Source organism: Kytococcus sp. Marseille-QA3725 (genome assembly GCF_054950055.1).
Genome location: NZ_JBUCLA010000002.1, coordinates 225799 through 248711 on the forward strand (window position 1 = coordinate 225799; position 22913 = coordinate 248711).

A 22913-nucleotide genomic window follows, 5' to 3' on the forward strand; every position below is an offset into this window, starting at 1 on the left:
GGGTGATCATCCCACCGGCGGGGCACCCGGTGCGATGATGTCTGGATGAGGCCCCCACTGCAGCCCTCCCGCCCGGCGGCACCGACCGGTACCACGGGAGGCCGGTTCGGGCGCCGTGCGGCGCAGGCGGCGGCCGCCACCGCCGGCGCGGGACTGGCGTGCGTGGCCTGGGGGCACTTCGTCGAGCGCCACCTGTACACGCTGCGCCGCGTCACCGTCCCGGTGCTGCCGGTGGGTTCCCTGCCGCTGCGGGTGCTGCACGTGAGCGACCTCCACCTGGTGCCCGGCCAGGAGCGCCGGATGCGGTGGGTGCACGATCTCGCGGCCCTGGAGCCCGACCTGGTGGTGAACACGGGTGACAACATGTCGTCCACCCGGGCCGTGCCGTGGGTGCTGCGCACCTTCGCCGACCTGCTGGACGTGCCGGGCGTCTTCGTCCTCGGCTCGAACGACTACTACTCGCCGCGGCGCAAGAACCCGCTGGGCTACGTCATCGAGGGGCGCAGCCGCCTCTCCGGGGACCGCACCCACCGCGACATGCCGTGGGAGGAGCTGGTCGCCGCGTTCACCGAGCGCGGCTGGGTCGACCTGACGCACCGCCGCGTCCGCCTGGAGGTCGAGGGCGTCCGGCTCGAGTTCGTCGGGGTGGACGACCCGCACCTGGATCTCGACGAGTACGAGGGCGTGGCCGGCCCGGCGGCGGCGGACGCGGACCTGACGATCGGGGTCACGCACGCCCCCTACCAGCGCGTGCTCGACGCGATGGTCGCCGACGGCACCGGCCTGGTGATCGCGGGCCACACCCACGGTGGTCAGGTCTGCCTGCCCGGCTGGGGTGCGCTGACCACCAACTGCGACCTGGACGCCGGTCGGGTCAAGGGCCTCTCCCGCTGGTGGCCCGGTGCCGGGTCGCGCCCGTCCTCGGAGGCACCGGACGACGCCGCCTGGCTGGAGGTCTCCGCCGGCCTCGGCCACTCCCCGATGGCCCCCTACCGGTTCGCCTGCCGCCCCGAGGCGACCCTCCTGACCCTGGTGCCGCGGGAGTCCAGCGCCCCCGGCACCGGCGCCTGACCAGACCGACCGTCTCCGACGAGAGGACGCCATGAACGCCACCCTGCAGGGCCGTACCCTCCTGATGTCCGGCGGGAGCCGCGGCATCGGTCTAGCCATCGCGCTGCGCGCCGCCCAGGACGGCGCGAACGTGGCGCTCCTGGCCAAGACCGACCAGCCCCACCCGGCGCTGCAGGGCACCATCCACACCGCGGCCGAGGAGATCGAGCAGGCGGGCGGGACGGCGCTCCCGATCGTCGGCGACGTGCGCTCCGAGGAGTCGGTGCGCGGCGCCGTGGCCGCGACGGTGGAGCGTTTCGGCGGCATCGACGTCGTGGTGAACAACGCCAGCGCGGTGGACGTCTCCCCCGCCCGCGAGCTGCCGATGAAGAAGTACGACCTCATGCAGGAGGTCAACACCCGCGGCACCTACCTGCTGACCTCGGCCGCGATCGAGCACCTGGAGCGCTCGGAGAACCCGCACGTGCTGACCATGTCGCCGCCGCTCACGATGGACCCGCGCTGGTTCGGCCCCCACACGGCCTACACGATCAGCAAGTACGGCATGAGCATGGTGACCCTCGGACTGGCCGAGGAGCTCCGTGAGGCAGGCATCGCGGTGAACAGCCTGTGGCCGCGCACCATCATCGCCACCGACGCGATCCGCAACGTGCTCGGCGGCGAGGAGGCGATGGCCCGCGCCCGCGACCCCCGGATCATGGGGGACGCCGCCCACGCCGTGCTCACCCGGCCCTCCCGCGAGCGCACCGGGCAGTTCCTCGTCGACGACGAGGTGCTGGCCGAGGCCGGCGTGACCGACCTGTCCGCCTACGGGGGCTCCCCGGAGACGCTGCAGCCCGACATCTTCCTGCCCTGACCCGGGTACCGAGCACCCCGGAGGCCACCATGTCCGTCGTCATGAAGTTCGGCGGGTCGTCCGTCGCCGATGCCGCCCGCCTCACCCAGGTGGGCGAGCTGGTCACCGCCGCCCTGCCGCACCGCCCCCTGGTGGTGCTGTCCGCGGCGGGCAAGACGACGAACGCCCTGGTCAGTGCGGGCGAGGCCGCCGAGGCGGGCAGGATCGAGGACGCCCTCGATCTGAGCGCGCGGCTGCGTCGCACCCACGAGGAGATCGCGACCGAGCTGCTCGGCGGCGTGGACGCGGACCTCGAGGAGACCTTCGACCAGCTCTTCGGCGACCTGGAGAGCCTGCTGCGCGCGGTGGCGATCCTGGCCGAGCTGTCCCCCCGCAGCCGTGACGCCATCCTCTCCACCGGCGAGCGGCTCTCCACCCGCCTGCTCTCGGCGCACCTGCGGCTGCCGCTGCTGGACGCCCGCACGCTGGTCCACACCGACTCGCGGCACGGTGCGGCCACCCCGGACACCGAGGCGATCGCCCGGGCCGTCTCCGAGGTCGCCGTCCCCGCGCTGGAGGAGTCGGGGGCCGCCATCACCCAGGGCTTCATCGGCAGCGACCCGCGCGGCACCACCACGACACTGGGGCGTGGCGGCAGCGACTACTCGGCCGCGCTGCTGGGTGCCGCGCTGCAGGTGGAGGAGGTGCAGATCTGGACCGACGTCGAGGGCGTGCTGACCTGCGACCCCCGGGTCGTGCCGGCCGCCCGCAGCGTGCCGGAGCTGTCCGCCTCCGAGGCGGCCGAGCTCGCCGCCTTCGGCGCGAACGTGCTGCACCCGGCCACCATCGCGCCGGCCATGCAGTCCGGCGCCGCGGTGACGGTGCGGCACACCCACCGTCCGGAGGGCGCGTTCACCACCATCCGCCCCGGGCTGGTCGGGGAGCAGGCAGCGGCGGCCATCACCTCCCGCGGGCCGGTCACCGTGCTGACCGTCTCCTCCCCGCGGATGCTGGACCAGACCGGCTTCATGCAGCGCCTCTTCGAGGTGTTCGCCGCGCACGACGTGAGCATCGGGCTCATCGCGACGGCGGAGGTGAGCGTCTCTGTGACCCTGGACGCCGCGTCGGAGCTCGACGGCCTGCTGCGCGACCTGGGCGAGTTCGCCACGGTGGAGGTGTCCCGGGACCGCGTGATCATCGCCGTCGTCGGCGAGCGGCTGAAGACCACGCCGGGGCTGGCCGCCCGGGTCTTCACGAGCCTCGAGCCGGTGGCCAACATCGAGCTGATCAGCCAGGGCGCCAACGACGTGAATCTCTCGGTCGTCATCCGGGGTGACCGGCGCGACGACGCGCTGCGTGCCCTGCACGCGGGCCTCTTCGAGGACGCACGCGAGGCCTGACGCATCCCCACGAGTTGATGTGGTGATACGTCACGCTTATATTGGTGACCGATCACTAACCGAGGAGGAGCGCACCATGACCGACCTGAACCAGCTCAACGGCACCTACACCATCGACCCGACCCATTCCCGGATCGGCTTCGTCACCCGTCACGCGATGGTCACCAAGGTGCGAGGCAGCTTCAACGAGTTCGAGGGCACCGCCACCACCGGCGAGGACCTGCAGGGCGCCGAGATCTCCCTGACCGCCCAGGTCGCGAGCATCGACACCCGCAACGAGCAGCGTGACGGCCACCTGCGCACCGGCGACTTCTTCGACGCCGAGCAGTTCCCCACCATCACCTTCGCCTCCACCGAGGTCACCGCCGTCGACGCCGACACCCTGCGCGTCACCGGCGACCTGACCATGAAGGGCATCACCAAGGCGGTCACCATCGACTTCGACTTCGAGGGCGCCGCCACCGACCCGATGGGCAACGACCGCATCGGCTTCGAGGGCCGCACCACGATCAACCGCACCGAGTTCGGCATGACCTTCAACGCGGCCATGGAGACCGGCGGCGTGATGGTCTCCGAGGACGTCACCCTGGAGTTCGAGGTCTCCGCGATCAAGAACGCCTGAGGCGCCCGCTCAGGACAGCGAGGCGACCCTCCGCACGTGTTGCGGGGCCGGTCGCCACTCCCCCTCCAGAGCGGCGTCCGACCCCTTGACACCCCTGAAACTAGGGAGATCCCGGCTTCCCCGACAGGGCAGCCCCTGCCCTTGACAGGCTCCCGGAGGTGCAGTAAGGCACGTCACACGCACGAGGGCGGCGGATCCCGAACCAACGGGATCCGCCGCCCTCGTGCGTGCCGGGTCAGTGCGCGCGCCGGTACTCCTCCCAGAGCACCTTCTCCACGGCTGGGCCGTCGTCCGGCAGGTCCGAGACCAACCCGTTGCGCCCCTCGTAGTAGGCACACACCTGCTCCGCGGCCACCTCCGGGAGGTCCGTGTCCCCCACGGCGATGCCGTGCAGGTGGAAGTCCCACTCCGGGTGCTGGTCAGGGGTGCGCAGCCACGCGGCGAAACCCACCGAGCGCAGGGCGACCAGTGCCTTCTCCCGCTCCTGCCCGGAGAGGTCCACGGCATCGATGTCGACCGCACCGCCGCCGTCGTGCGTACCGGCGGACGTGCCGTCCTCGCCCTCGGCGTAGGAACCCTGCGTGTACCCGAACGGGCGCCCGAAGAGCCGCTCGGCAGCCCGGAGCATGTCCATGGTGCGCTGGTTGAAGACGTGACCACCCACCGTGGTGCGGGCCCCCAGGTCGATGGGCTGCGTGACGGTGAAGCGCCCCTCGGCGAGGACCCCCAGGGACTTGCGCCCCGGGATCCCGTTCGCCGCCAGGTCCCGGAGGCCGAGCTCCTCCTGGAAGCGCCGGTAGGCCTGCAGCGTCGTGGTGCCGTAGTGACCGTCCACGACCTCGGGCTCCAGCAGCCCCCGGTCCGCCAGCGCCTCCTCGACCAGCCGGACGGGCCGCTCGGCCGTGACCTCCTGGTCGTCCCGGAAGGGGTCCCACTGCGCAGCCAGCAGCAGCTGCTCCATGTTGACCGTGGGGTGGGCCGTGCTCGGCCACGAGTCGGCCATGGCGGCGGTGACCGCCGAGCCGACGCCGGCCGCGATGACGGTGCGCCGGGCGAGCTCCTGGTTGCCGGTGCGGGGCATCACGACCACCCGCCCACGGGGGAGTCCCCCACGCCCACGGCCGGTTCCGCGCCGACCTCCACCGCTGCCCGAGCACCCTCCGGGACTGCTCCGGCAGACGCCACCCTGCTCCTCGTCCACATGCCGTTCTCCTTCGCCGTCGTCACGCCCCCTGCGGGACCGTGAGCCATTGGGTCCGACGACGCTAGGAGCCGCACCGGCAGGACGGCAGGGGCAGACCGTGCCCTTGACGCCCGGGCACCGCCGCGCTAAGAGAGCACCCCGGTGCGCGAGGGGACCGTCAGCTGGTCGCGGGCTGGCAGGGCACGCTCGAGGGGGAGAAGAGCATGTCCCAGGTCAACGGTCCGGGGATCCCGTCGGGGTCCCCCGCCAGCTCGGGGTTGCTGCGCTGGAAGTGCGCCACGTTGGCCCGGGTGGCCTCGGTGAAGGTGCGGCCGGGCTGGTACCCGTCGCCGTCGTGGTGCTGCGTGCACCCCTTGTCGATGAGGGCGTGGTCCAGGTCCTCGACGACGTCCATCTCGGCCCCGATCGTGAACTTCTTCTGCCCGGGGAAGGGCGGGGGGCTCATCGGCGCCCCACCCTTGACCGGGGACGACCCACCGGTCCCCGAGCCCGTGGACGGTCCTGTCGAGGGGGACTCCCCCTCGACACCCGTCGCGGGGGTCTGCGCGACCCCCTCGCCGGTACCACCGTCCCGCAGGGTGTCCACGGTCCAGAGGGCCCCGGCGGCCAGCAGGGCCGCGGCCACGGCGAGGCCCGCCATCCGACCGACGGCGCCACGGCGTCCACCCGCCCCGGTGCCACCCTGCCCCGGACCGGTGCTCACGGCGCTGGCACCGGCGAGCTCGCCGCCCCCGGTGCGACGCTGCCCGAAGCCCCCCTCGAACTCGTCCAGGAGGCGCAGGAACTCCCCCGCATCGGCCGGGCGATCCTCGGGGCGGTGCGAGCTCGCGCGCAGGAGCACCTGCTCCACGGCGGGCGGCACGTCCTCGCCCAGCAGCGCGTCCGCCACGACGGCGGCGGAGTAGACGTCGGAGCGCGGGTCGGGCCGGCCGCCCGCGGAGAGCTCGGGCGCCACGTGGCCCTCGGTGCCGGCCGCCGGGTCAGCCACCCGGTCGTCAGGGCCGACGACCAGGCCGAAGTCCGCCAGCACGACCTCCCCGTCACGGCCGACGAGCAGGTTGTTGGGGTTCACGTCCCGGTGGGTCAGACCACGCCGGTGCAGCGCGTCCAGGCCCACCAGCATCTGGCGGACCACGTCCCGGGCCTCCTCACCGGAGATGCCGCCACGCTCCCGGATCCACCGGGGCAGGTCGCGGCCGGCGGCCGCGGTGGCCAGCCACACGTGCTCGTCGCGCGGTCCCGCCGCCCACAGCAGCTGCACCAGGTGGGGCTCCCCCACCACGGCGGCCATGTGCCGGCTCTCCACGCGGAAGGCCTCGCGCGCCAGGTCGTCGACGGGCGTCCACCACACCTTGAGCGCGACGTCGCGGCCCGTCACCCGGTGCCGCGCCAGCCACACCTCCGCTGAGCTGCCACCACCCAGTCGCTGCACGGGCTCGAAGGCATCCGGCAGATGGGTCTCGGCCCCCCGGTCGTTCACGTCATCCCCTTCTCCGGCAGATGGGCGGCCAGATCCGCCCGGGTCACCATGCCACGCCGCACCAACAACGTCGCCAACCGCACGAAGACCGGCGACGACTCGTGCGCCGCTCCCGGCTGGCCCGCCAGCACCGGGGCATACAGATCACAGAGCTCCTCGACCTGCCGCCGCGCCTGACGACTGCTCAGACCCAGGGTCTCCGCCACGTCCCCGTACGTCGGGGGCACGCTGTTCCCGGAGAGGCCGGGCGCGCACAGGGCGGCGGCCACCGGCCAGAGCTCGTCCGGGATCGGGTCCAGCGCGACGGTCTGCCGCGGACTGGGCGGCGGCACCGCACCATCCCCCAGAGCACCGATGCGGAGCTCCCACGAACCGGCACTCGGGGTGGCCAGTCGAGCCGTCGGCTCCGGCACCGAGCAGGCGGCGGGACGGCGCCCCTCCGTGCGGGCGGGCAGCCAGGTGGGGCTACCGGCCTCACCGAAGACGCCGAGCTCGTGGGTGTGGGACAGGTTGCGCACCCACAGCTGGCCGGCCTGGCACCAGAGCTCCCCGGCCACGCGGGAGAGCCGCTCGCCGAGCAGCTCCTCCCAGACCGGGATCTCGCAGGCCGCGTCGTCGCGTCCGAAACGCCCCCAGGTCCCCTCGGTGAAGTCGTAGCGCTCGTCCGCGTAGGTGACCGTGAAGAGCACCTCCGGCCCGGGAGCCCCCGTCGCCAGTCGTACCGGTTCCCCGCTGCGGTGGGCAGGCTGGTCACTGAGCGGCATGGCGGGCACCTCGGGGGGGGCATTGGGCGTTGGTGGCCCGGGGGGCCTCACGGGACATTGCCAGAGCACCGCGTCCGACACAACGCGCCCGCTCCGACCTCGCGACCGAGAGGGACTAGGGTGTGCCGGTCGGTTGCACCCCACCCGGGGTGCAAGGGAACCCGGTGAGAGGCCGGGACTGACGCGCAGCGGTATGGGCTGTGCGCGATGACAGGTGCCACTGGCCACGGGCCGGGAAGGCGTCCTCGCGTGAGAGCCCGAGTCCGAAGACCTGCCGACGCTGTTCACCGTCCGCGGGCCTCGCGATCTGGGCCCCGATGAGAGATGTGAGTCCTGCCCTTGCCTGATGCTGCCGGTTCCCGGCCGCGCACAGCGGTCCTGATGGTCCTGCTCGCCGTGGCGCTGCTGGCCAGCATGGTCGTCTCGCTCGCCGTCGGCGCCGTCTCCCTGCCCGTGCCCACCGTGTGGAGCGTCGTGCAGGCGCACCTGGGTGGCCAACCGGCCGACCCGACCTGGGACGCGATCGTGTGGGACCTGCGCGCCCCACGCACCCTGCTCGCCGCCGTCGCCGGAGCCGGGCTGGCCGTGGCCGGGGCGGGCATGCAGACGCTGGTGCGCAACCCGCTGGCCGATCCCTACCTGCTGGGCGTCTCCTCGGGCGCCGGGGTGGGGGCGACGGCCGTCATCACCACCGGTGCCCTGTCCGGGCTGGGCATCTGGGCCCTCTCCGGCGGGGCGCTGCTGGGCGCCCTGGCCGCCGCGGCCCTAGTGTTCGGGGTGGCGATGCTGCAGGGCGGCCTGACGCCGCTGCGGCTCGTGCTCACCGGGGTGGTTCTGTCCTCGGCGTTCAGCGCCGTCTCCAGTTTCCTGGTATTCCGTTCCGGTGACCCGAAGGCGGCCCAGTCGGTGCTCTTCTGGCTGCTCGGCAGCGTCAGCGGCGCGAGCTGGCAGGTGCTGCTGCCCGCCACGGTCACGACCGTGGTCGCCGTGCTGGTGATGGTGGCCTTCTCCCGCTGGCTCGACGCACTGGCGGCCGGACCCGACCTCGCCGCGTCCCTTGGGATCCCGGTCAAGGGTCTGCGAGTGGCCCTGTTCGTCGGTCTCGCCGCGCTGGTCGGGGTGCTCGTGGCCGTCTCCGGTGGTATCGGGTTCGTCGGCCTCGTCGTGCCCCACCTGGTCCGCATGGTGGTCGGCGCCCGTCACCGGGCCGTCGTGCCCGTGGCAGCACTGGGTGGCGCCGTCTTCCTGGTGTGGGTCGACATCGTCGCCCGGGTCAGCGTCCGCCCCCAGGAGATCCCCCTGTCGGTGGTCACCGGCCTCGTGGGTGCGCCGGTGTTCCTCGTGCTGGTCGGCCGCCGTCACTACCGCTACAACGGAGCCGACTGATGCGGCTGCGCGCCGAGGGCCTGAGCGCCGCGGTCGGCCGGACCACTGTCCTGCAAGACGTCACCTTCGAGGTCCCCACTGGCACCGTCACGTCGCTGGTCGGCGTCAACGGGTCGGGCAAGTCCACCCTGCTGCGCACCCTCGCCGGCATCCGGCCGGCCCCGGCAGGGCAGGGGTGGCTCGGCGACCGGACGGTCGACCGGATCCGGCCCCGCGAGCGCGCCCGCCGCCTGGCGCTGGTCGCCCAGGACGAGGCGCCGCCGGAGGACCTGCTGCTCGGGGAGATGATCGCCATGGGCCGCACCCCGTTGGCCAGACCGTGGGAGATGGGCGGTGCCGACGAGCGCCGGGCCGTGCTGGAGTCCCTGGACCAGGTCGGGCTCACCGGCATGGCCGACCGGCCCTGCAGCGAGGTCTCCGGAGGGGAGCGCCGCCGGGCTCTGCTGGCCCGCGGGCTGGTGCAGCAGACGCCGATCCTGCTGCTCGACGAGCCCACCAACCACCTCGACGTCGCCCAGCAGCACCACCTGCTCGGTCTCGTCCGCGGGTCGGGCCGCACCACGGTGATGGCTGTCCACGACCTGGGGCTGGCGGCCCGCTACAGCGACCAGGTGGTGGTCCTGCACGCCGGTCGCGTGCTCACCAGCGGCAGCCCCGCCGAGGTGTTCGCCGACCCGCGCGTGGCCGACGTGTTCGGCGTCCGCATCGTCACCTTCACCGATCCGGACACCGGCAGCGAGCACGTCGCCTGCCTGCCGCGGACCCCGCAGCCCCACCAGGAGGAAACATGACCACCCACCGGTTCGCCGCGGCGATCCTCGTCGCCGCCATCGGCATCGGCACCGCAGGCTGCTCCGGCCAGTCCGCCACGAGCCCCGGCGCGGGGGCGCCGGCGACCTCGTCCGAGACGGTGACGGTCACCAACTGCGGTCAAGAGGTCACCTTCCCCTCCCCGGCCCAGCGCATGCTCGTCAACGACTCCAATATGATCGCCACCACGTTGGCGGTCGGAGCGGCCGACCAGGTCGTCGCGGTCACCGGTCTGGAGAAGGACAAAGCGGTCCTCGAAGAGGTCTACGGCAAGCAGGCCGTGGGCAAGCTCAAGGACCTCGGTGAGGTCGGCATCAGCCTCGAGAGCGTCCTCGCCCAGCGTCCCGACATGATGTTCGCCGGCTACAACTACGGTTTCGGCGAGGGGCGCAACCTAATGCCGGAGGACCTCAGCCAACGCAGCATCGCACCCTACGTGCTCACCGAGAGCTGCCGACGCTCCCCCGACAAGGAGGAGCGCGGCGAGATGGACCCCTGGAAGGCGTTGGCCGCCGACCTGACCAACATCGGCAGGGTGACCGGCCACGAGGACCGGGCGAAGGAGGTCCAGGGGGACGTCGACACCCGCCTGGCCACTCTCCAAAAGGCTCCCCGAGCGCAGAAGAAGCCCGTGGTGTTCCTCTTCGACAGCGGCACCGACACCCCCTTCTCCAGCGGCGTGTACGGGGGACCCCAGGGCATCATCGAGGCCGCCGGCGCCACCAACCTTGCCGAGGACGTCAAGGACACCTGGACCACCATCTCGTGGGAGAAGGTCGCCGCCGGCAAGCCGGACTTCATCGCGATCGTCGACTACCCGGGCGAGAGCGTCGCCGACAAGATCCGCACCCTGCGGACCAACCCCGCCACCAAGGACCTGCCCGCGGTGCAGCAGGAACGCATCATCGCCCTGCCCTATGTCGCGTGGACCAGCAGCCCGCTCAACATCGACGCCGCCGAGGCCCTCCGCCAGGCCCTCGAGGAGGCCAAGCTCGTCCCGGCCAGCGGGATCACGCCCAGGCACGACCTCCGCGTCCACCCCTGAGCCGGGCGCTGGCCGGGGCCCTCACGGCCCCGTCATGGCAGACCGCACAACAAGAATCGGCCCTGGCCGCGGATTCCGCTGGCCAGAGCCGATTTCGTGTGGTCGGGGTGACAGGATTTGAACTGTCTACGCCCGGCCGCACGGTCTCCGCTCCAGCCATGGATTGCAGGCATCTGGCCTGCAATACTGCGGACTGTACGCGTGACTGGATCGCGCCACAAGCGGACACGAGAGGTGTCCAGTTATGGCAGAGATATGGCAACTCGTGTCACTGGGAGGTTGAGGCATGCCTCGTGCCAAGCGGGAGTTCGGGACCATCCGCAAGCGCAGCAAGCGCTGGTCGGCCTACTACATGGGCCCTGACCAGGCGTTCCACTACGGACCCACCACCTTCCAGACCAAGGCAGACGCCGAGACCTGGCTCATGGGGGAACGCCGCCTGCTGCAGAACGAGAACTGGACTCCCCCCAAGGGCCGCCGTCGGAAGGCGCTCAAGCAGAGCATCCCCTTCGACGTGTACGCCGAGCGCTGGCTGGCCAATCGCGAGCTCAAGCCCCGCACCGCCGATCAGTACCGTCGCCTGATGGACCGGTTCCTCCTACCGGGCTTCCGCGGCCATCCCCTGCGCAACATCACCCCCGCCGACGTACGGGACTGGTACGCGACCCTCGACCCCAGCCGCCCCACCCAGAGGGCACACGCCTACTCACTGATGCGCAGCGTCATGCAGACGGCCTTCGAGGACGAGTTGGTCGCCAGCAACCCGTGCAAGATCCGCGGCGCATCGATCACCAAGCGGGCACGCCGCGTGGAGCCTGCGACGCTGGACGAGATGGCCCTGCTCATCGAGCACCTGCCCGACCGTTACGGCGCCTTGGTGCTGATCGGCGCGTGGTGCGGCCTCAGGCTCGGCGAGATGATCGAGTTGCGCCGCAACGACCTGGACCTCAAGCACGGGGTCATCCGGGTACGACGAGGCCTGGTGCGCGTACGCGGAGAGGTGTCCGTTGGCGCGCCCAAGACCCAGGCAGGCATCCGTGACGTGGCGATCCCGCCTCACCTGATCCCCGAGCTCCAGGCGCACCTCGACACATTCGTCGGCCCAGCACCTGATGACCTGGTGTTCCCCTCCGTGGGCGACCGGAACGTGCAGGTGCACCCCAACACGATCTACCGACACTGGTACCGGGCCCGCGCCGCCGCTGGCCGACCCGATTTTCGCATCCACGACCTCCGCCACACTGGCGCAGTCATGGCCGCCCAGTCAGGCGCCACCATCGCCGAACTCATGGCACGCATCGGCCACTCGACTCCCCAGGCCGCGATGCGCTACCAACACGCCGCCCAGGGCCGGGACGCTGCCCTGGCTGCGCGAATGTCGCAGATCGCCGCCACTGGTTCCTGAAGGCCCGCAGCCTACTTTGCCGGTGGGGGTCCACCTCGCGTGAACGGGATGTTGTGTCGCTCGAAGATGCTCCACGGTGTCCCAGCCCAACCGGTGATCTGCGGCACGAGGTCTGGGCGGACAGCCTGGATGACACCCTGCACATGGGAGAGGTACGCCAACCAATCCCCCGCAGAAGCGGCCAATGCCCACAACTGTGCGCCGGAATCAACTTCGTCTAGCAGGGACGACTCGTCGTCAGCATGCACCACCGCGGAGTAGGTGTACCGATCCGCCACGAAGCGGTCGGACGTCCACTCGGGAATGACCGCCTTCCCCGTACTGCTGTCCCACTGCGAGATGTAGAGCCGTGAGCCTCGTGTCTTGTCGAGCAACCCGGGGAGTTGCTCGACGTAGACCTCGTGCTCCCGCGTCTGGGTGAAGGAGTCAAGCGCTTCCGTGACCTTCTCCGCTTGGATGGCTTCCCTCGCCAGGGTGAATGGGCGAATCAACGTCACGAGATGCTCCAGGTCAGCCTGATCGATGCCCTCGTTGGCGAACCGCAAGGCGACCTCTGGGCCTTGGACCCACACCTTCAACGTCGTGCCCATCTTGAGCAGGCTCGGCTCCTGGGCGGGGCGCGTGAGCAGAACACGCACGATCCGCGCGTTTGCCCGCCTCAGGCACTCTTCACGGCCCTCAACTGTGTCGGGGAGAGACGGCGGCTTCCTGGACATGCGACGACAGTAGTCGCCAGTGCGGACGCGCCATCACACACGAGGTCACCTCTTGGGCATGTTCCGGATCAGGTGAGGACTGGCCGGTAGTGTCACCGCACGACCCGCAGCGGCAGTTCGCCCCTGTACGGGCACGGTGACCTGAGGAGGAGCGGGATGGCGACCACGCGGCTGGAGTTGACTTGGGCCAACAAGGACAAGGCCCTCATCCCCACCGAGCACGGCCGCTACGACTACGCCTGGGTCGACCCCCGCGACCCGCGCTACTGCGAGGTCCGCCCGCTCGTCCTCGGTGAGGCCGTCGCCGGCGAGCAGGCCCCCAGGGACCCCGAGGGCACGTACACCGACCGCGCCGACCTGGACCCCCAGGACGACAACCTGCTCATCCACGGTGAGTCCGGCGACGTGCTGGAGGCCCTCACCCACGTGCCGGAGCTGGCCGAGAAGTACGTGGGCAAGGTCAAGTGCGTCTACATCGACCCTCCGTTCAACACCGGCGAGACCTTTGCCCACTACGAGGACAACCTCGAGAACTCCATCTGGCTCACCCTGATGCGGGACCGCCTGCTGCACCTGCGCCGGCTGCTCAGCGATGACGGGTCGATCTGGGTGCACCTCGACGAATCACAGAACCACCGGATGAGAATCCTATTAGATGAGGTTTTTGGATCAGCAAATTTCATTTCAGACATCTCCTGGCAGAAGCAATACAGCCCCGACAACCGGCTCATCCGATCTGAGGGTGTAGTCGTGGTCTGAAGCCGCCGGCTTCGAGGAGTGCTCGGGCGATGTAGTGGGTGAGGTTGCGGAACCCGAGGGCCAGCCCGCGAAGATGCTCAAGTCGTCCATTCACGGCCTCGGTAGGTCCGTTGCTGGTGCGGGGTCGCTCGCAGTAGGCCAGGACATCGCAGACGCGTCTGGCCAGGGTGCGGCCGAGCTTGCGCAGCTCGACCAGCGGTCGGGGCACCCCGTCGGCGAGGGCATCGATCACCGAGCTCATCTCGACGCGGCCGGTGACCCGGTTGGGGTCTCGGTAGGCGGAGATCATGCGCTGGTAGATGCCCCAGGTGCACTCGATCTGGACGTGCCGGTCCCCGGTGAACAGCTTGTCGAGGCGCTCGTGTTGACGGTCGGTGAGTAGGTCGGCGCCGGTGTGCAGGGTCCGGCGCGCCGAGTAGAGCGGGTCGTCCTTGCGGCCGCGGTGCCCGTGCAACTCCTGCTGAACGCGGCGGCGGCACTCATCCAGGGCGTCGCCAGCCAACCGGATGACGTGGAACGGGTCCATGACAGTGACCGCGTCCGGCAGTTCCTCGGTGGTGGCGGTCTTGAACCCGGCGAACCCGTCCATGGCGACGACCTCGATCCCGTCGCGCCAGGCCTGGTCCCGCTGCGCGAGCCAGTCCTTGAACGCCTTCTTGCTGCGGCCCTCGACCACGTCCAGCAGGCGGGAGGGCCCGGTACCTTCCCGGACCGGGGTGAGGTCGATGATGACGGTGACGTACTTGTCGCCCTTCCTGGTGTGCCGCCACACGTGCTCGTCGACCCCGACCGCGTTCACCCCGTCCAAGCGGGACGGGCGGTCGATCAGCAGCCGTTGACCTTCGGCCAGGACGGCGTCGTTGGCGGTGTTCCACGAGACCGCGAGCCCCTCGGCGACGCGGGCCATCGACAGGTGCCCGATCACGATCGCGACCAGGCCCCACCGCAGGCCGGCGCGGGAGATCTTCGCCCGCGGCTCGGCAGCGGCGGTGGTGTCCTGACGCCATACGTGGCCGCACTCGGGGCACCGGTACCGGCGCACGGTGAGCAGCAGCGTGGTCGAGCGCCATCCAAACGGCTCGTGCGCCAGTTCCCTGGTCACGGTGTCCCGCGCAACGCCCTGGCAGCCACACCGGCGGCACCAGTCGCCCGGCTCGACGACTCGGCAGGCGAGCACCGCACGATCAGGTTCGAGCCGTTGGCCGGTGACCTCCAGGCCGAGGTCGTCCAGGCCGGCGAAGGTAGTCAGGTCGGGGCGCGTGAAGGTAGCGTCGGGCACGTCGAGGTCTTCCCGGTGGGTGGCGTAGGAACCCCCATCTTCGGAAGACCTCGACGCCTACCCCGGGACCGACGCGCCAGCGCCCTCTACACCGTCATCTGTGAAGAGCCGCTTTAGGTGCGGCTGATGGCCAGTTGAGCCAGTGAAGGGTCCACGGGGGCCGGAAATGGGCAACCCAGGGCAGGGGTGGTGCGGTCAGTCCCCCACCGGGGCTAGGCAGGAGGGCCCGGGAGGCCAAGTGGGACACGACAGGTGCCTTGGTCAGGGCCGAGGCGCAGGTATCGTCCACGGCCTCCAGGGCACAGACCGGCAGCCCGGGGTCGGCTGCCTCATCCCCGGCAGGCTCGGCCGGGAGCACGACCTCGGGCACCATGCCGGCCGGACCGATGGCCCCCGGCCCGAGGTGATGAACAGTTGTGGCGGCGGCCGTACCGGTGGCGGCCCAAGCCGCGCTGGTGCCCGTACCAGCGTGCATCCCGAGCAGGCCCAGGATCAACACGAGGGCGCCCAGAACGGTTCGAAGGGCGGGCCAGCCGGACAGGGGGCGGCGGGAGGAGGTCACAGCAGCGATTCGGTGGTGTTCCCGCCGTCCGTGGTGGACAGCACGGTCGAGCCGACGACCAGCAGTGCTTCGGTCTGCCCGTCGTCGGTGATGCCCGTTCCCAGGGCGGTGGCCGTGCCGACCGGGCGGTCGCTGGCGGTCCAGGTGTCGCCGGCGTCGGTGCTGGTCAGCAGGTGTCCCTCGGTGCCGGCGCCCACGGCGGTGGTGTCATCGGCCCAGGCGACCAGGTGCATCAGCTGGGGGGTGTCCAGGGTGGTCCAGGTCGCGCCGTGGTCGGTCGAGCGCAACATGCCGGTTTCGGTGGTGGCCAGCACGGTCCCGGTTTGGGGGGAGATCGCCAGCGATGCCGGGGCGACGGGGATCTCAAGGCTCTGCCAGGTGAGGCCGTCGGTGCTGGCGCGCAGTTGCCCATCGAAGCCGAGGACCCCGTTCGGGCCGGCGGCCAGAGCGTGGAAATCGGATGCGCCGCCGCGGGAGAGCACCGTCCAGCTCTGGCCCCGGTCGGTGGACTCGGCCAGGCCCAGCGGCTCGGGCAGGTCGGTGCGCGGCGCGGGGTGACCCGAGGCCAGGTAGCGGCCCTCGGGAGTCAGGGTGAAACCCATGAAGTCCACGACCGGACCGACCTGGGTCAGCTCCCCGTCCTGGAGCCGGAACAGGCCCTGGTGGGTGGCCAGCAGCACCTCACCGGACTCGGGGTCCCGGGTGAGGGCATGGACGTGGGTGATGGCCGTGCCGGTGCCCTGCGTGCCGGTGCCGGCCGCCGGGGATGTCGCGGGGTTCGGCGCGGCGCAGGCGGTGAGGGTGCCAGCGCCGAGCAGGGTCAGCCCGCCGGCGATCAGGGTTCTGCGGGTCAGGGGGGTCATGGAGCCTTTCCGCCCCGGGCCAAAAGGCGGGGCTTCTACCATTGTCGGCCGGTGACGCGCCGGGATGGGGCGGTTTGCCTTGAAGATTCGATGAAGATTCCCCGCCCCGGCACCGTTCTGAGCCGCCGGGGCGCGAGACAGAGCGAGACTGGACCCATGAACTCTGGCACTGGCACTGGCACTGGCACTGGGACTGGTCCGGCGGCCGGCCGGGTGTTGGTGGTCGATGACGAGAAGCCGCTGGCGCGCATGGTGGCCACCTACCTGGAGCGGGCCGGCTACGAGGTGGCCCTAACCCACACCGGCCCGGCCGCAGTGCAGGCCGCCCGGGTTCACGAGCCCGACGTGATGGTCCTGGACCTGGGCCTGCCCGGGATGGACGGGATCGAGGTGTGCCGGCGGGTGCGGGCCTTCTCCGAGTGCTATGTGCTGATGCTCACCGCCCGCGGCGATGAGCACCACCGGTTGGAGGGATTGGCGGTGGGGGCCGATGACTACATCACCAAACCCTTCAGCGTCCGGGAGCTGGTCGCCCGGGTGGGGGCGGTCATGCGCCGGCCGCGCACAACGGTGTCAGCCCCCGAACCGGAACGGGTCTGCGGTGACTTGGTCATCGACCTGGCCGCCCACGAGGCCCGCGTGTCGGGCCAGGTGGTGCAACTAACGCGCACGGAGTTCGACCTGCTGGCCGCCTTGTCGGGGCGCCCGCACCAGGCCTTCTCCCGCCGCCAGCTGATCGATATCGTCTGGGACCCGGCCTGGGTGGGCGATGAACGGCTCGTGGACGTGCACATCAAGAACCTGCGCCGCAAGCTCGACGCGGACCCGGCCCGCTATATCGACACCGTCCGCGGGGTCGGCTACCGGATGGCGGAGCAATGACCGGCCGGCGGCGCTACCAAGGATTAGCGGCCCGGCTCTTCCTCGCCCAGCTGCTGGTGGTGGGGGCCAGCGTGCTGGCCGCGGTGGTGGTGGCCTCCCTGGCCGGCCCACCACTGTTCCACGAGCACCTGGAACAGGCCGGGGCCGGACACGATGCAGCCCAGGTGCTGCACGTGGAGCAGGCCTACCGGGACGCCAATTTCTGGACCCTGGCCGTGGCCCTGGCCACGGCCTTGATCTGTTGTCTGGCATTGACCTGGCATGTCGCCCGCCGGATCCAGAGTCCGATCAACGCCCTGACCCAGGCGGTCAAGGCCATGGCCGGTGGACGGTACGACACCCGCGTGCCGGCCATGGGCGCCGGCACCGAGGTGGAGGAGCTGGCAGGGTCTTTCAACACCATGGCCGCACGGCTTCAGCGCACCGAGGACACCCGTCGACGGATGCTCTCGGACCTGGCCCACGAGCTGCGCACCCCCGTCTCCGTGCTGACCGTCTACCACGAGGCCCTGCAAGACGGGGTGTCCCACTGGGACGAGCCCACCGGTGAGCTGATGGGCGAGCAGCTGGCCCGGTTGACCCGGCTGGTGGAGGACATCAACGACGTCTCCCGCGCCGAGGAGGGCCGAATCGAACTGGACCGCAGCCCCCAAGGGGTCAACGGGTTGCTGCATGCCGCGACCGAGGCCCACAAGGAGGCCTACGCCACCAAGGGCGTGGCCCTGACCATGGACGCCGATCCGGGCCTGGCCGTGGACGTGGACCGCCAGCGCATGGGCCAGGTCCTGGGCAACCTGCTCACCAACGCCCTGCGCCACACCCCGGCCGGGGGCCGGGTCACCCTCGAGGCCCGACAAAGCCCGTCCGGGGTCACGCTCAGCGTCACCGACACCGGGGAGGGGATCTCTCCCGAGCACCTGCCGCACGTCTTCGAACGCTTCTACCGCGGGGACACCGCCCGCGACCGTGACCACGGCGGCTCCGGGGTCGGCCTGGCCATCTCCCGAGCTCTCATCCAGGCCCACGGCGGCACCCTGAGCGCCACCTCCACCACGGCCGGGGCGACGTTCACCATCGACCTGCCCACCAAGCAGCCCCCCGACCAGCCCACCTACCGGCGCACCCGTTTATCCACCGTGAACACCGGCGCTCCACCCCTTGAATGATACCCCCGAGGGGTATATACCAAGAGGAGAGGCGCCGTCCGGCGCCGCCCTCAGACCTGAAGGAGACCGTCATGACCGAATCCGCCCGCACCCCGCTGCCGGGGGCCACCAACGGCTGCTCGTGCTGCGCCCCAGCCGCCGACGCCACCGCCCCCGCCGGGCGCCAGAGTGCCGACCCAACCGGGACGAGCGCCGGCGACGCGACCTACCAGGTGGAGGGCATGACCTGCGGACACTGCGTGGGCTCCGTCACCGAGGCCGTGAGCGCCCTGGACGGGGTGGACGATGTCCGGGTCGAACTGGTCGCCGGCGGGGCCTCCCCCGTCACCGTGACCGGGCCCGCCTCCGCGGACTCCGTGCGGACGGCCATCGAAGCGGCCGGCTACCGCGTCCGGATCTAACCGACCCATCCCCTCGAGGTCGGCGCCCCACCGCCGAGCCGGTCGCCGAACAGACCGCCGAGCAGAAGGAACACCATGAGCACCCCGCACCACCACGATCACCCCACCGACCAGACCGCCGAACACCCAGACCCGAACCCCCACGCCGGCCACGCCAACCACACCGACCATGCCGCCCACCACCCCGCGGACGCGGCCACCCACGGGCAGGCCGTGCCCCAGGGCCACGCCCACTCGGCCCTGGACGAGGAGCACCAGGTCCATGACCACGGCAAGCACGCCGGGCATTCCACCGCGATGTTCAAGAACCGGTTCTGGGTCTCGCTGGTGCTGTCACTCCCGGTGGTGTTCTTCAGCCACATGGTCGGACAACTGCTGGGCTACCACGTCCCTGAGTTCCCCGGTTCGGCGTGGATCGCCCCGGTGCTGGGCACCGTGATCTACCTCTACGGCGGCGCCCCCTTCCTCAAGGGCGGACTCACCGAGGTGCGCTCCCGCCAGCCGGGGATGATGCTGCTGATCGCGATGGCCATCACCGTGGCCTTCGTCGCCTCCTGGATCACCTCCCTGGGCATCGGGGACCTGATGCTGGACTTCTGGTGGGAACTGGCCCTGCTGGTGACCATCATGCTGCTCGGGCACTGGATGGAGATGCGCGCCCTCGGCGCGGCATCCTCCGCCCTGGACGCCCTGGCCGCGCTGCTGCCGGAGAAGGCCGAGAAGATCGTGGACGGAGACACCGTGACCGTGCCCGTCGGCGAGCTGGCGGTCGGGGACACCGTGTTGGTGCGCTCCGGGGCCCGCGTGCCGGCCGACGGGACCATCCTGGAAGGCGCCGCGGAGTTCGACGAGTCGATGATCACCGGCGAATCCCGGGCCGTGGCCCGCACCGTCGGGGAGCGGGTGGTGGCCGGGACCGTGGCCACCGACAACACCGTGCGGGTGCGCATCGAGGCCGTCGGCGCCGACACCGCTCTGGCCGGGATCCAGCGGATGGTCGCCGACGCCCAGGAGTCCTCCTCCCGGGCCCAGGCGTTGGCGGACCGGGCCGCCGCGTTGCTGTTCTGGTTCGCCCTGGGGGCGGCGATCATCACCGCGATCGTGTGGACCGTGATCGGTCAGCCCACCGATGCGGTCACCCGCACCGTGACCGTGCTGGTGATCGCCTGCCCGCACGCCCTGGGCCTGGCCATCCCGCTGGTGATCGCGATCTCCACCGAACGCGCCGCCAAGGCCGGGCTGCTGATCAAGGACCGGATGGCCCTGGAGCAGATGCGGACCATCGACGTGGTGCTCTTTGACAAGACCGGCACCCTGACCGAGGGCGCCCACGCCGTCACCGGTGTCGCCGCGGCGCCCGGCATTTCCGAGGCCGAGCTGTTGGCCTACGCCGCCGCGGCCGAGGCCGACAGCGAGCACCCGGTGGCCCGGGCCATCGTCACCGCCGCCACCAGTCATGCCGAGGCCGCCCGGTTGGGCCTGCGCGGCACCGGATTCCAGGCCGCCACCGGCCGCGGGGTCACGGCCACCGTGGCCGGGGCCGAGGTCCTCGTCGGCGGGCCGAACATGCTGCGCGAGCTCACCCTGGACACCCCCGAGGCACTGGCCGCCGATGTCCGGGCCTGGACGGATCGGGGGGCCGGGGTGCTGCATGTGGTCCGCGACGGGTCCGTTATCGGCGCGGTCGCCGTGGAGGACAAGATCCGCCCCGAGTCCCGGGCCGCCGTGGCCGCCCTGCACGCCCGGGGGGTCAAGGTCGCGATGATCACCGGCGACGCCCGCCAGGTCGCCGAGGCCGTGGCGCGGGATCTGGGCATCGACGAGGTCTTCGCCGAGGTCCTTCCTCAGGACAAGGACACCAAGGTCACCGAACTGCAGGCCCGGGGCCTGTCCGTGGCCATGGTCGGGGACGGCGTGAACGACGCCCCGGCCCTGGCCCGGGCCGAGGTCGGCATCGCCATCGGCGCCGGCACCGACGTGGCCATGGAATCGGCCGGCGTGGTGCTGGCCGGCAATGACCCCCGTGCCGTGCTATCCATGATCCACCTGTCCAAGGCCAGTTACACCAAGATGATCCAGAACCTGGTCTGGGCCACCGGATACAACGTGCTCGCCGTCCCGCTGGCCGCCGGCGTGCTGGCCCCGATCGGCTTCGTGCTCTCCCCCGCGGTGGGCGCGATCCTGATGTCCGTCTCCACCATCGTGGTGGCCCTCAACGCCCAGCTGCTGCGCCGCACCGACCTGGACCCGGAGCACCTGGCTCCTCTCGAGCGCCCCCGGTCGCAGGCTGCCCTTCAGCCGGCTGCGGTTTCCTGATCTCGCCCCTTGGCGTGAACCCTGATGTGAACCCTCAACCCACCATGAAAGGACCCACCATGAAACGCACCATGACGCTGACCGCCCTGACCCTGGCCTCCGCCCTGACCTTGACCGCCTGCGGCACCGGGGCCCAGGACGAGAACGCCGGCGCTGAGGCCTCGGCCACCGCGACCGGCTCCGCCCCCGCCGCCACCCCTGCGGCCACGGACACCGCGACACCGTCCGCCACGGAATCGGCTACTAGCTCGGCCACCGGTTCGGCCGAGGAGGTCTCCGCCGAGCACAATGACGCGGACGTGATGTTCGCTCAGATGATGATCCCGCATCACCAGCAGGCGGTGGAGATGAGCGAGATGCTGCTGGCCAAGGATGAGATCCCGGCCGAGGTGGCCGAGTTCGCCCAGAAGGTCATCGACGCCCAGGGCCCGGAGATCAAGCGCATGAACTCCATGCTCACCGCCTGGGGCCAAGACCCCGTGGACACGGACGGCATGGACGGTATGGAGGGCATGGACCACGGCGGGATGTCCGGGATGATGTCCGAGGAGGACATGACCGCCCTCGACCAGGCCCAGGGCACCGAGGCCGCCCGGTTGTACCTGGAGCAGATGACCGCCCACCACAAGGGCGCCGTGGACATGGCCAAGGACGAGGCCAAGGACGGCCAGAACCCGCAGGCCGTGCAGCTCGCCGAGCAGGTCATCGCCGACCAGGAGGCCGAGATCACCGAAATGCAACAGATGCTCGACAAGCTCTGAGCACCGTCGTCCGCTGCGGGCATCCGGTGAGACGCGGCTGGCGATAGACCCCGAAACCGGAACGGGTCCTCCAGGAAAGGAGACGAGCATGCAGGACAAGATCAAGGTCGCGGTGAACGGGTACGGGGTCATCGGCAAACGCGTCGCCGACGCGGTCCGGGCCCAGGAGGACATGGCGCTGGTCGGAGTCAGTGACGTCATCGCTGACTACCGGATCGCGACTGCGGCCGGGAAGGGTATCCCCGTCTACGCCTCTACCGAGCAGGCCCTACCGGTGATGGCGGATGCCGGCCTTCCCGTCGTCGGAGGCCTGCACGACCTGCTCGAGAACGTTGACGTCGTGGTGGACTGCACCCCGGCCCAGGTGGTCGCCGGCAACCTGGAGCTCTACCGTGCCCACGGGGTCAAATCCGTGTTCCAGGGCGGGGAGAAGCACGATCTCACCGGCCACTCCTTCGTCGCCCACGCCAACTACGCCACCGCCCTGGGCCGGGACAGCACCCGGGTGGTGTCCTGCAATACCACCGCCACCGTCCGGGCCCTTACCGCGCTGAAGGACGTCGGACTGCTGTCCAAGGCCCGGGGGGTGCTCATCCGCCGGGCCACCGATCCGTGGGAATCGGACCATTCCGGGATCATGAACACCATCGTCCCCGAGGGCCGAATCCCCAGCCATCAGGGGCCCGACGCCCAGTCGGTGGTCCCGGACCTGGACGTGGTCACCATGGCCGCCAAGGGAGCCCACACTCAGAACCACCTGCACTACTGGACGATCGAGCTCACCCGCCCGGCCGAGAAGCAGGAGGTGTTGGAGGCGTTCCGGGCGATGCCGCGGATCGCCTTCGTCCGGCGCTCGGACGGCGTCGTGGCGGTCAATAGCACCGTGGAACTCATGGAGGACCTGGGCCGGCCCCGGGGTGATATGTATGAGGTGGCCCTCTGGGAAGACATCCTCACCGTGGACGGCAACGAGCTGTACTACACCTACACGGTGGACAACCAGGCGATCGTCGTCCCCGAGAACATCGACGCGATCCGGGCCCTCACCGGAACCGTCGACGACGGCGGCGAGTCCATCCGGCGCACCGACCGCGCCTTGGGGGTGCGCCAGGACTTCGTGCGCTCCTCGGTGGCTGCCCGTTGAACTGCGCGGCAGACGCCGCTGAGGCGGTGCCCGGCCCCAGGA

21 protein-coding genes and 1 riboswitch are annotated in these 22913 nt (G+C 71.0%); of the genes, 15 read left to right on the forward strand and 6 right to left on the reverse strand.

What is annotated here, in order from left to right; all coding sequences use genetic code 11:
- Window positions 1-45 precede the first annotated feature (45 nt).
- From ACY8FT_RS09115 to ACY8FT_RS09130, 4 genes are all read left to right on the forward strand, one after another.
- Window positions 46-1071 carry a metallophosphoesterase gene (locus ACY8FT_RS09115; protein WP_462418614.1) on the forward strand — a complete coding sequence of 342 codons (1026 nt, stop codon included), beginning with the start codon at window positions 46-48 and terminating at the stop codon, window positions 1069-1071.
- A gap of 31 nt (window positions 1072-1102) precedes the next feature.
- On the forward strand, window positions 1103-1927 hold the full coding sequence (locus ACY8FT_RS09120) for an SDR family oxidoreductase (RefSeq protein WP_462418615.1): 825 nt from the start codon (window positions 1103-1105) through the stop codon (window positions 1925-1927).
- A gap of 29 nt (window positions 1928-1956) precedes the next feature.
- Window positions 1957-3306: an aspartate kinase gene (locus ACY8FT_RS09125; RefSeq protein WP_462418616.1), complete on the forward strand. Its 1350-nt coding sequence runs from the start codon at window positions 1957-1959 to the stop codon at window positions 3304-3306.
- 76 nt (window positions 3307-3382) lie between these two features.
- Entirely contained in the window at window positions 3383-3928 is a 546-nt protein-coding gene (locus ACY8FT_RS09130) for a YceI family protein (protein ID WP_462418617.1), read from the forward strand.
- Between the two features lie 235 nt (window positions 3929-4163).
- Here the strand turns inward: ACY8FT_RS09130 and ACY8FT_RS09135 are convergent, their stop codons facing one another.
- The 3 genes from ACY8FT_RS09135 to ACY8FT_RS09145 all read right to left on the reverse strand — a co-directional run bounded on the left by ACY8FT_RS09135 (window position 4164) and on the right by ACY8FT_RS09145 (window position 7376).
- A complete protein-coding gene (locus ACY8FT_RS09135) occupies window positions 4164-5009 on the reverse strand; it encodes a peptidoglycan-binding domain-containing protein (protein ID WP_462418618.1) in 846 nt (281 codons plus the stop codon).
- 280 nt (window positions 5010-5289) lie between these two features.
- Window positions 5290-6612 (reverse strand): protein kinase domain-containing protein, encoded by a 1323-nt coding sequence (locus tag ACY8FT_RS09140; protein WP_462418619.1) that lies wholly within the window; start codon window positions 6610-6612, stop codon window positions 5290-5292.
- Window positions 6609-7376 carry a hypothetical protein gene (locus ACY8FT_RS09145; protein ID WP_462418620.1) on the reverse strand — a complete coding sequence of 256 codons (768 nt, stop codon included), beginning with the start codon at window positions 7374-7376 and terminating at the stop codon, window positions 6609-6611. Before ACY8FT_RS09145 ends, ACY8FT_RS09140 begins: the two co-directional genes overlap by 4 nt.
- 114 nt (window positions 7377-7490) lie before the next feature.
- Window positions 7491-7669, forward strand: a riboswitch (cobalamin riboswitch).
- A gap of 88 nt (window positions 7670-7757) precedes the next feature.
- Between ACY8FT_RS09145 and ACY8FT_RS09150 the strand changes: the two genes are divergently transcribed.
- The 4 genes from ACY8FT_RS09150 to ACY8FT_RS09165 all read left to right on the forward strand — a co-directional run bounded on the left by ACY8FT_RS09150 (window position 7758) and on the right by ACY8FT_RS09165 (window position 12022).
- Entirely contained in the window at window positions 7758-8762 is a 1005-nt protein-coding gene (locus ACY8FT_RS09150; RefSeq protein ID WP_462418621.1) for a FecCD family ABC transporter permease, read from the forward strand.
- Window positions 8762-9553, forward strand: coding sequence for an ABC transporter ATP-binding protein (locus tag ACY8FT_RS09155; RefSeq protein WP_462418622.1), 792 nt, complete (start codon window positions 8762-8764; stop codon window positions 9551-9553). The genes ACY8FT_RS09150 and ACY8FT_RS09155 overlap by 1 nt, the downstream gene beginning before the upstream one ends.
- Window positions 9550-10617 carry an ABC transporter substrate-binding protein gene (locus ACY8FT_RS09160; RefSeq protein WP_462418623.1) on the forward strand — a complete coding sequence of 356 codons (1068 nt, stop codon included), beginning with the start codon at window positions 9550-9552 and terminating at the stop codon, window positions 10615-10617. The genes ACY8FT_RS09155 and ACY8FT_RS09160 overlap by 4 nt, the downstream gene beginning before the upstream one ends.
- A gap of 286 nt (window positions 10618-10903) precedes the next feature.
- Window positions 10904-12022 carry a tyrosine-type recombinase/integrase gene (locus ACY8FT_RS09165; protein ID WP_462418624.1) on the forward strand — a complete coding sequence of 373 codons (1119 nt, stop codon included), beginning with the start codon at window positions 10904-10906 and terminating at the stop codon, window positions 12020-12022.
- A gap of 11 nt (window positions 12023-12033) precedes the next feature.
- On the opposite strand, the gene ACY8FT_RS09170 is transcribed toward ACY8FT_RS09165, so the two are convergent.
- Complete coding sequence (locus tag ACY8FT_RS09170) at window positions 12034-12738, reverse strand: hypothetical protein (RefSeq protein ID WP_462418625.1); 705 nt, start codon at window positions 12736-12738, stop codon at window positions 12034-12036.
- A 156-nt stretch (window positions 12739-12894) separates the two neighbouring features.
- On the opposite strand from ACY8FT_RS09170, the gene ACY8FT_RS09175 reads away from it, so the two are divergent.
- Complete coding sequence (locus ACY8FT_RS09175) at window positions 12895-13497, forward strand: DNA methyltransferase (protein ID WP_462418626.1); 603 nt, start codon at window positions 12895-12897, stop codon at window positions 13495-13497.
- Here ACY8FT_RS09175 and ACY8FT_RS09180 read toward each other — a convergent pair.
- A complete protein-coding gene (locus tag ACY8FT_RS09180; RefSeq protein WP_462418627.1) occupies window positions 13466-14776 on the reverse strand; it encodes an ISL3 family transposase in 1311 nt (436 codons plus the stop codon). The two genes, ACY8FT_RS09175 and ACY8FT_RS09180, sit on opposite strands and share 32 nt — an antisense overlap.
- Before the next feature lie 558 nt (window positions 14777-15334).
- Window positions 15335-16201 (reverse strand): F510_1955 family glycosylhydrolase, encoded by an 867-nt coding sequence (locus ACY8FT_RS09185; protein ID WP_002854299.1) that lies wholly within the window; start codon window positions 16199-16201, stop codon window positions 15335-15337.
- A 156-nt stretch (window positions 16202-16357) separates the two neighbouring features.
- Here ACY8FT_RS09185 and ACY8FT_RS09190 point away from each other — a divergent pair, with 156 nt between their 5' ends.
- From ACY8FT_RS09190 to ACY8FT_RS09215, 6 genes are all read left to right on the forward strand, one after another.
- On the forward strand, window positions 16358-17083 hold the full coding sequence (locus ACY8FT_RS09190) for a response regulator transcription factor (RefSeq protein WP_462419086.1): 726 nt from the start codon (window positions 16358-16360) through the stop codon (window positions 17081-17083).
- Window positions 17080-18249 carry a sensor histidine kinase gene (locus ACY8FT_RS09195; RefSeq protein ID WP_462418628.1) on the forward strand — a complete coding sequence of 390 codons (1170 nt, stop codon included), beginning with the start codon at window positions 17080-17082 and terminating at the stop codon, window positions 18247-18249. Before ACY8FT_RS09190 ends, ACY8FT_RS09195 begins: the two co-directional genes overlap by 4 nt.
- Before the next feature lie 71 nt (window positions 18250-18320).
- Complete coding sequence (locus ACY8FT_RS09200) at window positions 18321-18650, forward strand: heavy-metal-associated domain-containing protein (protein WP_012801982.1); 330 nt, start codon at window positions 18321-18323, stop codon at window positions 18648-18650.
- 75 nt (window positions 18651-18725) lie between these two features.
- The gene (locus ACY8FT_RS09205; protein WP_462418629.1) at window positions 18726-20966 is read left to right on the forward strand and encodes a copper-translocating P-type ATPase; all 2241 of its coding nucleotides are present in this window, start codon (window positions 18726-18728) and stop codon (window positions 20964-20966) included.
- Between the two features lie 59 nt (window positions 20967-21025).
- The gene (locus ACY8FT_RS09210) at window positions 21026-21727 is read left to right on the forward strand and encodes a DUF305 domain-containing protein (protein WP_462418630.1); all 702 of its coding nucleotides are present in this window, start codon (window positions 21026-21028) and stop codon (window positions 21725-21727) included.
- A gap of 88 nt (window positions 21728-21815) precedes the next feature.
- Window positions 21816-22871 carry a type II glyceraldehyde-3-phosphate dehydrogenase gene (locus tag ACY8FT_RS09215; protein WP_462418631.1) on the forward strand — a complete coding sequence of 352 codons (1056 nt, stop codon included), beginning with the start codon at window positions 21816-21818 and terminating at the stop codon, window positions 22869-22871.
- Window positions 22872-22913: the final 42 nt, after the last annotated feature.

What these genes read in the sequence shown, in the direction of transcription:
- ACY8FT_RS09115 (WP_462418614.1), top strand. Translation starts at nt 46, where the DNA reads ATGAGGCCCCCACTGCAGCCCTCCCGCCCGGCGGCACCGACCGGTACC.
- ACY8FT_RS09120 (WP_462418615.1), top strand. Translation starts at nt 1,103, where the DNA reads ATGAACGCCACCCTGCAGGGCCGTACCCTCCTGATGTCCGGCGGGAGC.
- ACY8FT_RS09125 (WP_462418616.1), top strand. Translation starts at nt 1,957, where the DNA reads ATGTCCGTCGTCATGAAGTTCGGCGGGTCGTCCGTCGCCGATGCCGCC.
- ACY8FT_RS09130 (WP_462418617.1), top strand. Translation starts at nt 3,383, where the DNA reads ATGACCGACCTGAACCAGCTCAACGGCACCTACACCATCGACCCGACC.
- ACY8FT_RS09135 (WP_462418618.1), bottom strand. Translation starts at nt 5,009, where the DNA reads ATGCCCCGCACCGGCAACCAGGAGCTCGCCCGGCGCACCGTCATCGCG.
- ACY8FT_RS09145 (WP_462418620.1), bottom strand. Translation starts at nt 7,376, where the DNA reads ATGCCGCTCAGTGACCAGCCTGCCCACCGCAGCGGGGAACCGGTACGA.
- ACY8FT_RS09150 (WP_462418621.1), top strand. Translation starts at nt 7,758, where the DNA reads ATGGTCCTGCTCGCCGTGGCGCTGCTGGCCAGCATGGTCGTCTCGCTC.
- ACY8FT_RS09155 (WP_462418622.1), top strand. Translation starts at nt 8,762, where the DNA reads ATGCGGCTGCGCGCCGAGGGCCTGAGCGCCGCGGTCGGCCGGACCACT.
- ACY8FT_RS09160 (WP_462418623.1), top strand. Translation starts at nt 9,550, where the DNA reads ATGACCACCCACCGGTTCGCCGCGGCGATCCTCGTCGCCGCCATCGGC.
- ACY8FT_RS09165 (WP_462418624.1), top strand. Translation starts at nt 10,904, where the DNA reads ATGCCTCGTGCCAAGCGGGAGTTCGGGACCATCCGCAAGCGCAGCAAG.
- ACY8FT_RS09170 (WP_462418625.1), bottom strand. Translation starts at nt 12,738, where the DNA reads ATGTCCAGGAAGCCGCCGTCTCTCCCCGACACAGTTGAGGGCCGTGAA.
- ACY8FT_RS09175 (WP_462418626.1), top strand. Translation starts at nt 12,895, where the DNA reads ATGGCGACCACGCGGCTGGAGTTGACTTGGGCCAACAAGGACAAGGCC.
- ACY8FT_RS09185 (WP_002854299.1), bottom strand. Translation starts at nt 16,201, where the DNA reads ATGACCCCCCTGACCCGCAGAACCCTGATCGCCGGCGGGCTGACCCTG.
- ACY8FT_RS09190 (WP_462419086.1), top strand. Translation starts at nt 16,358, where the DNA reads ATGAACTCTGGCACTGGCACTGGCACTGGCACTGGGACTGGTCCGGCG.
- ACY8FT_RS09195 (WP_462418628.1), top strand. Translation starts at nt 17,080, where the DNA reads ATGACCGGCCGGCGGCGCTACCAAGGATTAGCGGCCCGGCTCTTCCTC.
- ACY8FT_RS09200 (WP_012801982.1), top strand. Translation starts at nt 18,321, where the DNA reads ATGACCGAATCCGCCCGCACCCCGCTGCCGGGGGCCACCAACGGCTGC.
- ACY8FT_RS09205 (WP_462418629.1), top strand. Translation starts at nt 18,726, where the DNA reads ATGAGCACCCCGCACCACCACGATCACCCCACCGACCAGACCGCCGAA.
- ACY8FT_RS09210 (WP_462418630.1), top strand. Translation starts at nt 21,026, where the DNA reads ATGAAACGCACCATGACGCTGACCGCCCTGACCCTGGCCTCCGCCCTG.
- ACY8FT_RS09215 (WP_462418631.1), top strand. Translation starts at nt 21,816, where the DNA reads ATGCAGGACAAGATCAAGGTCGCGGTGAACGGGTACGGGGTCATCGGC.